Here is a 10468-nt window from a genome sequence, read left to right on the forward strand (position 1 = left end):
TAGTCGGACCGAAAGGATGGAGATCAGGAAATAAACGATAAATAACAGGGACTTACTCAAAAGAGTCCAAGGAATCGCTTTTTGCGCCGACTCCGAAAACAATAATGTATTCCCGCTTTTGGTATTCGTCATTTTGCTAAAAACCTTTCAAAAATTTCTATCTTGTAAGGAGTTGAGCAAGGAGCAGGCCAGCAATGCCAAATAGCGCGTTAGTCACGCGCGATTTTACAGTGTCTGACAATTGGGGAGTTAGGAATGGGCGCTAGGCAGATCTGTTCAGTGAAAGGATAGAATGGGGCATTGATGGTGCAAAGGCCGATCAGACTTTAGATGTCTAGAGCTGACCGGCGTTATGGATCGTTATTCGGCTTCCCAAGATTGAATCTTGCGATAAAGGGTCGAAGGGCTTACTTGTAAAAGACCGGCTGCACGCACCACGTTGCCATCGCATTTATCGATCGCATGCTTGATAGCCTGCTCTTCTATCATTGCCAAAGGGATGACTTCGCCTCTGGGTGTATCTTCCATTGCATGGATGTTTGTTGGTGTGCCGAAATCGGTGTCGATAGCGATCTCTTGGGTTTCGATAGCGAGCGGCGGTTGCGCCGTATTCTCGATACTGGCAGAGCCAGGTTGGATGCCAAGCGCATTGGACAGGCATTTATCTGTGATCAACGGGCCGTCTGACATGACAACTGCATTGTGCACCGCGTTTTCGAGTTGACGCACATTGCCTGGCCAATGGTACCCTCGTAACAATTTTTCTGCATCGGATGAAAAGCCAATAACCACCTTATCTTCTTTTTCCGCGAACTTAGACAGAAATGCGCTGGCAAGCACGCAAGCATCATTGTCCCGCTCGCGAAGGGGAGGCAAGTTAAGTGGAATGACATTCAAACGGTAGTACAAATCTTCTCGTAGCTTCTTATCTTGGATCGCCGTGATGGGGTCGCGATTCGTTGCGCAGATGAATCGAATATCGACTTCTTCTAGTTGATTTCCACCAACGCGTTGGAAAGTCCCCGTCTGAATAAAGCGCAATAGTTTTGATTGCAGGTTGATATCCATTTCCGCAAGTTCGTCTAGAAACAGTGTGCCGCCGTTTGCTTGCGTGGCCGCGCCATCGCGATTGCTTATGGCTCCAGAAAAGGCGCCTTTTACATGTCCAAAAATCTCAGACTCCATCAGTTCTGAGGGAATTGCGGCACAATTCAAGGCGATGAACGGTTTGTCTTTTCGTTTGCTTAGGTCGTGTAATGCCCGCGCCGTGACCTCTTTGCCTGTTCCGCTTTCACCGGTAATCATCACAGAGGCTGAGCTTTGAGCTGCTTTTTCAATCGCATTGTAAATAAATTGCATTACGATGGATGAACCAACAAACCCCTGAAATTGTTCTTTTTTCTGGTGCTCGTATTGGTTGAGTGTCTTCTTCAGTATTGCCCGTTCAGCGACAATTTTTTGTGTATAGAGTGCATGATCGATGGTTTGAATGAGCTCATTTACGTTCCAGGGTTTCTGAATAAATCCCCAAATACGCCCCTCATTAATTGCTGAAAGGATGAGATCTTCTTCGGAGAAGCCGCTGAGTACTATCCGAATGGTTTCAGGGTAACGTTTCGACACTTCTCGGAGTAACTCGTCACCAGACATCTTCGGCATTTTCATATCGGAGACGACAACGTCGATAAAGTTGTCCTCCATGAGCGACAGAGCTTCATCGCCGCTGTTTGCAAAAAAGCTCTTGTAGGGTTGGGAGCGCGCAAAACGTTTGAGCGAACTGATGATGTTTGGGTCGTCATCCACAAAAAGTATGCTCTCACTCCAAGCGGTTTGTTCGTTTTCCATTTAATGTTCTCCCTCAGCGTCTTGGGTATTTACCGGTAAGTTAATACGAGCACATGTTCCCTTACCTAGTTCACTTTGAATTTGCAGCGTGCCACCATGCTGATCGATGATTTGCTTTGCGATGCTAAGCCCAAGGCCGTTGTGTTCATCTTTAGTAGTGTGAAAGGGCATGAAAACTTTCTTTCGCGTTGCGTTGTCGAAGCCATGGCCAGAGTCTTCAATCTCGACGACAATGTTTTCCTGAATACAGAAGCTGCGAATCACGACGCTCTCGGAATGCGTTGTTGCTTCAACCGCGTTTTGAATTAAATTGGCAACGGCTTGGCTCATTAGCATAGGTAGGCCATTGAAGAGAGGTAGGTCTTGCAAATCAAGCTTGACGTTAACGAGCTGGTCTTTATGCCGAACAAGCGTTTGTGCTTGGACAATGCTCTCATTTACATCGAATAGCGTTTTCTTTGAACGGTTGGGTGTGGCGAAGTATCGGAGGCTATTTGCAATAAGGTTAACGCGCTTTATGCCTTCGTAAGATTCTTTAAACAACACGGGAAGATCTTCTCGAATGAACTCGAACTCAGAGTTCTCACGGATTTTCTGTGCCTGTTTTTCTAGGCTAGTTGTCGCAGCTGGATTGTTGTACTCATTGACTGAATCTAGCACTGATAATGAGGTCTCCAAGCCTGATGCTAGCTTGGTAGTGTAATCCTCCATTGTCTTTAAATTGTTTTGAATAAAGGCAATCGGGGTGTTGAGTTCATGAGCAAGGCAGGCTCCTAGCTGGGCCACGGAGGCGATCTTTTCCTGAGCCAATAGTTGCGCCTGATGATTGTCGAGTTTTTCTAGTGCCGCTTTTAATGATTCGTTAAATGCATAGAGCTCGCGCGACTTCTCCTCGAGCATTTGATCCGCTTCTTCTCGGGCCTTTTTCTGCATCTCATAGGCGCGTTTAAGATGATGAAGCTTTTGTTCGCTATTCTCGGTCATTGGTGGGCGAACTCGTCAGTCGAAGTTGGCAGTGCTTCGCACCCTCATGCATGCACTGTGTCTGTTCGATGCTTAATTGAATGCCGTAATGTTGACTGGCACCTATCAAAAGACCCTCTGCCAAGAAACACAGCTTACGATCGGAGTGATAATCTAACAACGCTTCATGCTCGCTCAATTGCTGCACTTTGATGTCGGGTGTTTGGGCTTCTTCATCTAGTTTATGAACCTCAACATGTATGACACCGTCAATACTTTGGATGAAGCTATAGAAGTCCGTTTGGCTTGTGGCGAAGACCGGGTGTGCACTGTGCAGAAACTGGAATAAATATTCACCGAATGCTCGCAGTGCTTCCGGCGGGCTTACATTCAATTGATGGCAGGTCGCCTCCACAATTCTGAACAGATTATCGTCTGGATAATTCTTTGTGCCAAAGAAGATACCGTCAGACTCTGCTTCATCAAGAATCGATAGCCAGAGTTCTAGGCCGTGACGCTCTTCAATCATTTGATTGAGCGCGATAAAAATAGTGCCTTTCATAAAGTTGCCGCTTCAAATTATTTGAGTAAGTTGCGAACTCATCCTTCTATAAAGATAGCACTTTTCGTGCAAACCGAGCCGAATTTTTTCTGTTTATATCACCCCGCAGCTTATCAAGGTCAGCACTTGGGAGGCGTGAAAAACAGTGACTCTTCTTGTTCTGATTCTCATCCGACATGCTCTAGTGATTTTTGCAGACTGGAAATTGCCGTCTTTTCAAACTGAAAAAAGTGATTTCAAAAAGCGAATATTAAGAGAGAAAAACTTCTTAAATGCCAGATTAATTTAGTAAAAATCTATATTAAACAATGACTTAATGAATTGGCACGGTGTCTGCTTAAAGTCTTTCAAGCGGGTCGCTTTAGAACCCAATTAAACGGAACAGGAAAAGATATGTTGAAAGACACAACAGACATATTTTCGCTCTTTGGAATCGGCGTTCACAACACAGATATGAGAAGCGCGATCGACAAGGTCATGACCAAGTCCAAGCGCACTCAGACGGTGTGCTTTGTGAACGTGAATACGATCAACCTTGCTCGNGAGCATCATCATTTAAACGATGCGGTGAACGACGCTGATTGGGTCTTTGCCGATGGTTCGGGTGTTCGCATGGCGGCAGCGCGTCAAGGCATAAGGTTAAAAGACAACGTCAATGGCACCGACATGTTGCCTCTGCTGTGTGCGCGAGCTGTGACAGAGCAGGTGGGCTTGTATCTTCTTGGCGCAGAGCCTGGCGTGGCTGAAGAAGCCGCTATAAAGCTGCAAGAAAATCATCCAGGCCTTGTGGTTAACGGTACGCATCATGGTTTCTTCTCAAAAGAGAAAAGCGGCGATGTGATCGAACAAATCAATCGTTCCGGTGCGCGCATTCTGCTTGTTGCCTTCGGATCGCCAATTCAGGAGCAATGGCTTCAGCAATACCGTCATCTGCTGCGTGTTGATACCGCGTTGGCTGTTGGAGGGCTCTTTGATTTTTATTCAGGCCGCATCGCGAGAGCGCCTATGTGGTTTCGCAAGCGCGGGCTTGAGTGGGTTTGGCGGTTAGCGATGGAACCGCGCAATAAATTCCATCGGTATGTGATTGGAAACCCTAAATTTCTTTGGCGCTGTTTCTGGCAGCTTAAAAAAGTTTCTTAAAAGGAGAGAAGCAATGAAATCGATACAGAGTAAACATCTTGGCTTGAGCCCTTTATTACAACGCGCGATCGCGTTAGTGGGCCTAATTTTAATCAGCCCTGTGCTCTTAATTACGGCCTTGTTAATTCGGCTCGAAAGCCCCGGAAGTCCCATTTTTACCCAAACACGCGTTGGGCTTCATGGTCGGCGTTTCGCATTCTATAAGTTCCGCTCGATGCGTGTTGCCTCAGATCCGAAATACGTTGATGTCAGCACGATCAAAAGCGATCGAGATGGTGTATGTAAGAAGCTTTTTAATGATCCGCGCGTTACGCGTATTGGAAAAATTATTCGTAAGTACTCGATTGATGAGTTACCTCAGCTGATTAACGTGGTGAAAGGAGACATGCTCTTGATCGGTCCAAGACCGGCTTTGGTTCAGGAAACAGATATTTATTCGATGACTGCGCGTCAAAGACTACAGATCCTTCCTGGGTTAACTGGCTTGTGGCAAGTTTCTGGACGCGCTGACACGACGTTTGAAGAACAAGTGTCATTGGATATTCGATACATCAAAGAGCAGAGCTGGATGAAGGACATTAAGATTTTGCTGTCTACCGTTCCGGTTGTTCTATTTGGCAGAGGTGCCTATTAGTAATCTCGTTAATCGGATAAGTCCGGTTGTTTTTTTCAGCTTTCGCCTAAATGCAGTACATAGTGGGAGTGTCGCCTAATGCAGTATTCAGACAAGCCATTGTTTTCGATTATTGTAGCTTTGAACAAACGTGAAGATGAATTGATGTTCAGTCTCGACTCGGTCGTTTCTCAAACGTATCGTAATGTCGAACTGTTGCTCATAGATCAGCAGGATGAAACATCTGATCACGTTGATGTCCCGAGCTTACTAGATCGAATGTCCGCCAAAGGAATGGACGCGCGGATTGTGGACGCGCAAAGAGGACTCAAAGCAGGAGAGATCAAGAACATGGGGCTTCAGCAAGCCAAGGGACAACTTATCACGTTTTTAAAGCCAGGTGATCGTTGGGAGCCTCATTATCTTGAAGAGGTCCTATTACTTACGAAGGCGTTTCCCGAAGCTGAAGCATTTGCAACCGCTTATCAATGGCATGTTGATAGCGAAGATTTCATCGATCCAAAGATACACTTGAGTGCCTGTGCCACGGGTCCAGGCCTACTGAATGAGTTTTTCGATTGTGCGACAAAAGGTGGGCAGCCGTTTGTACTCTCAAGCTTTGTTGCGTGCAAGAAGCTCTTTGATCGTGTGGGCCTTTTCAATACGGAAGAAGAAGCAGGTCATGAGCATGATTTGTTTTGCAGGGCAGCGCTGTATAGCGCAATCGCTTACAGCCCTAGCGTACTGGCGTTTGCAAAGAACGACCACGCTGATGCGATCAGCCATTCATTCGTTGCTAGCGAGTGGAGCGCCTTTGTTTCCCGGGTTAAGAGCTATGCCGCGAGCGAGACTGAAGCGAAACGAAAACTTTCCGTTTCACGTTATGTAGGAGCCTATTTGCTTGAGCTCGCGTCTCTTAGTATGACTAAGCAACGCACCGATCTGGCGAGACATCTCCTTGCACACGATTGTTGTAAGCAGTTCTTTCTACGTTATATGTGGTGTCGCTTTCGATGCTGGCTAGGTAGCAGGGGGGGGATGATTTGATATCCTAGTATCCCATCATCCTTTGTCTTCGCTACCAGTGCCGGTTGGTAAATCTGTTAGCTTTATCCCTCATTTGTAAAGCGCTAACTTGCTGCTCGTTAGCTAGCGGGCATTGGCTCTGATTTGCAGACGTTTGCTGATTAGCCTCTTCCGGAAATGCTGGTGTTCACATCGCCAGGTAAACAATATAATGAGGAGATGAACTTTGGAGTGGTGAAGATGCAGTCAGAGCAAATTTGGGAACAGACAGTAAGGCCAGAAGAAAAACCTACGACAGCGTTTTTGAAGGCCTTGCCAAAAGCAGAGTTGCATCTTCATATTGAGGGCTCTTTGGAGCCAGAACTCATGTTTAAGCTCGCCGAACGTAACCGCATTGATTTGCCGTATACCTCGATTGAAGAGGTGCGAGAAGCATATCAGTTTACAAATCTTCAGACTTTTCTTGATATTTATTATCAGAGCGCAGCGGTGCTCATCCATGAACAGGATTTTTATGACCTGACTTGGGCGTACTTGCTAAAGTGCCAAGAGCAGGGAGTGGTGCATACTGAGCTGTTTTTTGATCCTCAAACACATACTGAGCGGGGGATTGACATCGGTGTTGTGTTTGATGGAATAACGCGCGCGTTAGCGGATGCCGCGACGCAGTTAGGCATTTCGGGTGCCCTCATTATGTGCTTTCTAAGACACTTGAGTGAAGAGGCCGCTTTTATCGTGCTGGAACAGGCGAAGCCCTATTTGCAGCACATTGTGGGTGTTGGACTTGATTCGTCTGAGGTCGGGCATCCGCCGGCCAAATTTGAGCGGGTATTTCGTGAAGCACGTAAACTAGGACTAAAAGCGGTTGCACATGCTGGCGAAGAAGGCCCGCCAGAGTACATTGTTGAGGCGTTGAACTTATTGAATGTAGACCGCATTGATCATGGCGTACGTTGTCTTGAGAATGACGCCTTGGTAGCTCGTCTTGTTCGCGAGCAGGTTCCTTTGACAGTCTGTCCTCAGAGCAATGTGCGCTTAAAAGTGTTTGAGGATATGTCCGAGCATACGATTTTGGAGATGCTTGATAAGGGGTTGGTAGCAACGGTAAATGCTGATGCCCCCTCGTTCTTCGGTGGCTACGTGCTGGAAAATTTTGAAGCGCTCGTGTCGAGTTTGGGTATGACGCGTATTCAGGCAGCGCGCTTAGCCGAGAATAGTCTTCGTAGTAGCTTTATCGCTGATTCCTTAAAAGCGGCCTATCTTGCTAAATTGACGGAAGCGATCAAATAACACTCTTAGGAGAATATCATGGTGGATTACCAAGGCAGCTGTCATTGCGGCACAGTGAAGTTTGAATTTTCGACCGCAGAAATAAAAGAGGGGCTGCGCTGTAATTGCTCCATATGCCGTCGCAAAGGCGCAGTGATGCTGCCGCAAGCTTTGAGCTCGGAACAACTGAAGATTGATGACATTGGGTCGGATGCTTTGCGCAGCTATAAATTTGGCACTGAAGTGGCCGAGCACTTTTTTTGTGAAAAATGCGGCATCTATACCTTCCATGAAACGAAGCGGGAGCCTGGTAAGTTTCGCGTTAATCTCGGTTGCGTAGAAGGCATCGATGTTTTCGAGCTAGAGATTAAGGTGTTCGACGGGGCGTCGCTTTAAGGTTATTGAGCCTCTCGAGTGCTTTCTTTTATGCCTTCTCGAATGTTGGATTGTTCTTCGATTAGTCGATAAGCAATAAAGTATTTCGATATGTTGGCCACGTAGGTTACGGTTTCGCGACCAACGTGGCGCGCTACGGTGTGTTCGACATTGCCAAACCAAACGTTCGGGTCTAGCCCATACGCTGCGGTTTTTCGCCGGAGGCGCTGGATTCGGGTTGGGCCAGCGTTATATGCAGCAAAAGCAAAGAGCACTTTGTTGGTTTCACTGATTTCGGGGTCGTTAAAATAGTGATCAATGATTTTCCTAAGGTATTTGCTACCTGCATGAACATTATTTTCTAGCTCTTTAATATCACCTACGCCCATCGCTTTTCCGGTAGAGGGCATGATTTGCATGATGCCAATGGCACCTACTGGGCTGCGACGATTATGGTCCAGTTGCGATTCTTGGTAGCCCTGCGCCAGCAGCATTAAGTGGTCAAAGTTGTATAAATCCGAGTACTGCCTGAAAATAGTCACCACATTGTTAAAGTGTACTTTCTCTGTTTCGGATAACGCGCGTTTCGCCCAGTATGGGTTTTCTAGATAGCGCTGTTTCACAACATTCCCAAAGAGTGTTCCGCTGCGATGTCGTTTCAGGAAGCGATTTACTTCGAAGATAAGATTTGGTGTGTTCTTCCGTACAGCCCATGCAATTTTACCGCCGGTATTGAGCGATAGGTCGTTATAGACTCTCACGTCTTTAAATATCTTTTTCCAAAGCGTTGCAATGTGGTCATCTGCAATGGTGTATGCGATGAGATCCGCATTGGCCATCTCAATTAAATCTTCGACTTCCAAGTGCTCGTCAGCCTCAATAATGATTGCGGGTTCAAGTCCCTTGCCTTGGAGAATTTGATTCTGTTTTTGCAAGTGCCCGAAGAAACTGCTGCTTTTCCGTAGAAAGAATGTTTTGCCTGATATGTCCTCGAGTTTGGTGAGTTTTGGTGCGCCGGGGCCTGCAACAATGACCTCCTTAACAGATTTGATGACAGGTATTGAAAAATCGACAGCTTGTTTGCGATCAGGCGTGATGGTTAAGTTAGCGATGGCAAGTTCGGCTTGTCCATTGGCCAGTCTGTCCATGATCTCGTCCCGCGCAACGGGAATGGCAACAACGGATAGTGCGCGTCCTTTGCGACGGCTTTTATAGCGCTTATTTAAGTAGCTTTCGAATTCGCGCAGCATTGCATGAGTCAGGCCGTGTTGAGCTCCTCCATCCAAGAAAAAATGGGTTTTACTATAGGTGACTAAAACTCGAATTAAACCGCGATCAATCAGCTCAAATAAATCGTCTTGATAGCTTTCAAGTAATGCAGATTGGAATTGCTCTTCGGTTTCTGAATATAGGTCAAGCGCTTCGCTGACCTTTTCAGCTTCGATCGCGTTTGCGGCGAAAGTGGGTTGCTTTGCCAAAATCGTAAGGGCCAAGAGCAGTAAGAGGCCTGCAGGAACACGTGCATTTATATTCATAATACCCATAGACTCAAAAGAACCTGTTCGTCGTTTTAACGAGTTTAATGACGTTCGCGCAATCAATATTAGCATTACTTATCATTTGAAAAGTCGTTAAATATATAAAATAACGATAATGGCACAGAGCTGCAGCCATTCGCGCTATACTGTGTTTTCCTCTGTTATCTAAAAGATCGTTGACTCCATATGCTAGTTTTTTTTCGCGTTTCCGTGTTTGCCATTTACTTTGTGATCGTCGCGATTTTTTGTGCTCTTGTTTGCCTTTTTCGGCCGTTTAATCCGAACAATAATCGCTTTGCAGCGCGCGCTTTCAGCTATGGTGGGCTGAAGATTCTGGGGCTAGAGGTGATTGTTGAGCATCCCGAGCGACTGAATGGTTTGAGTCAAAGCGTTGTTGTCGCGAATCATCAGTCAAATCTTGATCTTTTTGTTCTCGGCGGCTTGGTGCCATTACGCACCGCAAGCATCGGAAAAAGTTCCCTGAAGTGGATTCCATTTTTCGGTCAGGTGTATTGGCTCGCAGGTAATGTCATGATCGATCGCACTAACGCAAAGCAGTCTATTGATGCAATGGATCAGGTACGAGCCGCGATCATCGAAGACGAGCGTTCAATTTGGGTGTTTCCGGAAGGTACTCGTAATCTTGGGCGAGGGCTTGGTGCCTTCAAAAAGGGGGCTTTTCATATTGCGATTCAAGCGCAGTGCCCAATATACCCTGTTGTTTCAAGCACTTACTCTGGTCGATTAAAACTAAATGAGCGCGCATCAGGTACTGTTAGAATTAGTCTTTTGCCGCCAATTGAAACCAAAGGACTAACGAAAGAGGACGTTACCGAGCTGATGCAGCGGGTACATTTGAGTATTGCTGAAGAGATTGCGCGACTTGATCGTCTTGTCCAGCAACCTGTTGATGAATAATTGGAAAGATTCTGTCGACAAAATGGACAATTAATCACAGTTTGTTACGATAACTTACGTATAATGTTTTTCTAGTTTGTTGTAGTTGAGAAACAGCTCAGAAGTGACAACGGTTTAGACGGTGAATTTTTCGCCTTCGGCAATGCCCACCTTAATAAAAAAGTCACTCTTACATAACTACTATAAAAGAATAAATCGTCCACAAAAGCGTCTCAGCGT

At 46.2% G+C, this 10468-nt stretch carries 10 protein-coding genes; 6 read left to right on the forward strand and 4 right to left on the reverse strand.

The window, feature by feature from the left end; all coding sequences use genetic code 11:
- Nucleotides 1-360: 360 nt before the first annotated feature.
- The 3 genes from A3750_RS06940 to A3750_RS06950 are packed head-to-tail and all read right to left on the reverse strand — an operon-like array spanning nucleotide 361 to nucleotide 3370.
- The gene (locus A3750_RS06940; RefSeq protein WP_068522268.1) at nucleotides 361-1845 is read right to left on the reverse strand and encodes a sigma-54 dependent transcriptional regulator; all 1485 of its coding nucleotides are present in this window, start codon (nucleotides 1843-1845) and stop codon (nucleotides 361-363) included.
- On the reverse strand, nucleotides 1846-2829 hold the full coding sequence (locus A3750_RS06945) for a sensor histidine kinase (protein ID WP_068450953.1): 984 nt from the start codon (nucleotides 2827-2829) through the stop codon (nucleotides 1846-1848).
- Nucleotides 2816-3370, reverse strand: a complete 555-nt coding sequence (locus A3750_RS06950; protein WP_068450950.1) for a heme NO-binding domain-containing protein — start codon at nucleotides 3368-3370, stop codon at nucleotides 2816-2818. The genes A3750_RS06945 and A3750_RS06950 overlap by 14 nt, the downstream gene beginning before the upstream one ends.
- A 393-nt stretch (nucleotides 3371-3763) precedes the next feature.
- Here A3750_RS06950 and A3750_RS06955 point away from each other — a divergent pair, with 393 nt between their 5' ends.
- From A3750_RS06955 to A3750_RS06975, 5 genes are all read left to right on the forward strand, one after another.
- A complete protein-coding gene (locus A3750_RS06955) occupies nucleotides 3764-4510 on the forward strand; it encodes a WecB/TagA/CpsF family glycosyltransferase (RefSeq protein WP_068450945.1) in 747 nt (248 codons plus the stop codon).
- 13 nt (nucleotides 4511-4523) lie between these two features.
- A complete protein-coding gene (locus A3750_RS06960) occupies nucleotides 4524-5144 on the forward strand; it encodes a sugar transferase (RefSeq protein ID WP_068542104.1) in 621 nt (206 codons plus the stop codon).
- Nucleotides 5145-5222: 78 nt separating this feature from the next.
- Nucleotides 5223-6170 (forward strand): glycosyltransferase, encoded by a 948-nt coding sequence (locus A3750_RS06965; protein WP_068450939.1) that lies wholly within the window; start codon nucleotides 5223-5225, stop codon nucleotides 6168-6170.
- A gap of 219 nt (nucleotides 6171-6389) precedes the next feature.
- The gene (locus A3750_RS06970; protein WP_068522284.1) at nucleotides 6390-7439 is read left to right on the forward strand and encodes an adenosine deaminase; all 1050 of its coding nucleotides are present in this window, start codon (nucleotides 6390-6392) and stop codon (nucleotides 7437-7439) included.
- 18 nt (nucleotides 7440-7457) lie between these two features.
- Nucleotides 7458-7814 (forward strand): GFA family protein, encoded by a 357-nt coding sequence (locus A3750_RS06975; protein WP_068521003.1) that lies wholly within the window; start codon nucleotides 7458-7460, stop codon nucleotides 7812-7814.
- Between the two features lie 2 nt (nucleotides 7815-7816).
- On the opposite strand, the gene A3750_RS06980 is transcribed toward A3750_RS06975, so the two are convergent.
- Nucleotides 7817-9403 (reverse strand): lytic transglycosylase F, encoded by a 1587-nt coding sequence (locus A3750_RS06980; protein ID WP_082873222.1) that lies wholly within the window; start codon nucleotides 9401-9403, stop codon nucleotides 7817-7819.
- Between the two features lie 114 nt (nucleotides 9404-9517).
- On the opposite strand from A3750_RS06980, the gene A3750_RS06985 reads away from it, so the two are divergent.
- Nucleotides 9518-10249 carry a 1-acyl-sn-glycerol-3-phosphate acyltransferase gene (locus tag A3750_RS06985; RefSeq protein ID WP_068458523.1) on the forward strand — a complete coding sequence of 244 codons (732 nt, stop codon included), beginning with the start codon at nucleotides 9518-9520 and terminating at the stop codon, nucleotides 10247-10249.
- The last annotated feature ends 219 nt before the right edge of the window (nucleotides 10250-10468 follow it).

The sequence above is a fragment of the Oleiphilus sp. HI0079 genome (genome assembly GCF_001635105.1).

What these genes read in the sequence shown, in the direction of transcription:
- A3750_RS06965 (WP_068450939.1), top strand. Translation starts at nt 5,223, where the DNA reads ATGCAGTATTCAGACAAGCCATTGTTTTCGATTATTGTAGCTTTGAAC.
- A3750_RS06970 (WP_068522284.1), top strand. Translation starts at nt 6,390, where the DNA reads ATGCAGTCAGAGCAAATTTGGGAACAGACAGTAAGGCCAGAAGAAAAA.
- A3750_RS06940 (WP_068522268.1), bottom strand. Translation starts at nt 1,845, where the DNA reads ATGGAAAACGAACAAACCGCTTGGAGTGAGAGCATACTTTTTGTGGAT.
- A3750_RS06975 (WP_068521003.1), top strand. Translation starts at nt 7,458, where the DNA reads ATGGTGGATTACCAAGGCAGCTGTCATTGCGGCACAGTGAAGTTTGAA.
- A3750_RS06980 (WP_082873222.1), bottom strand. Translation starts at nt 9,403, where the DNA reads ATGCTAATATTGATTGCGCGAACGTCATTAAACTCGTTAAAACGACGA.
- A3750_RS06945 (WP_068450953.1), bottom strand. Translation starts at nt 2,829, where the DNA reads ATGACCGAGAATAGCGAACAAAAGCTTCATCATCTTAAACGCGCCTAT.
- A3750_RS06985 (WP_068458523.1), top strand. Translation starts at nt 9,518, where the DNA reads ATGCTAGTTTTTTTTCGCGTTTCCGTGTTTGCCATTTACTTTGTGATC.
- A3750_RS06960 (WP_068542104.1), top strand. Translation starts at nt 4,524, where the DNA reads ATGAAATCGATACAGAGTAAACATCTTGGCTTGAGCCCTTTATTACAA.
- A3750_RS06950 (WP_068450950.1), bottom strand. Translation starts at nt 3,370, where the DNA reads ATGAAAGGCACTATTTTTATCGCGCTCAATCAAATGATTGAAGAGCGT.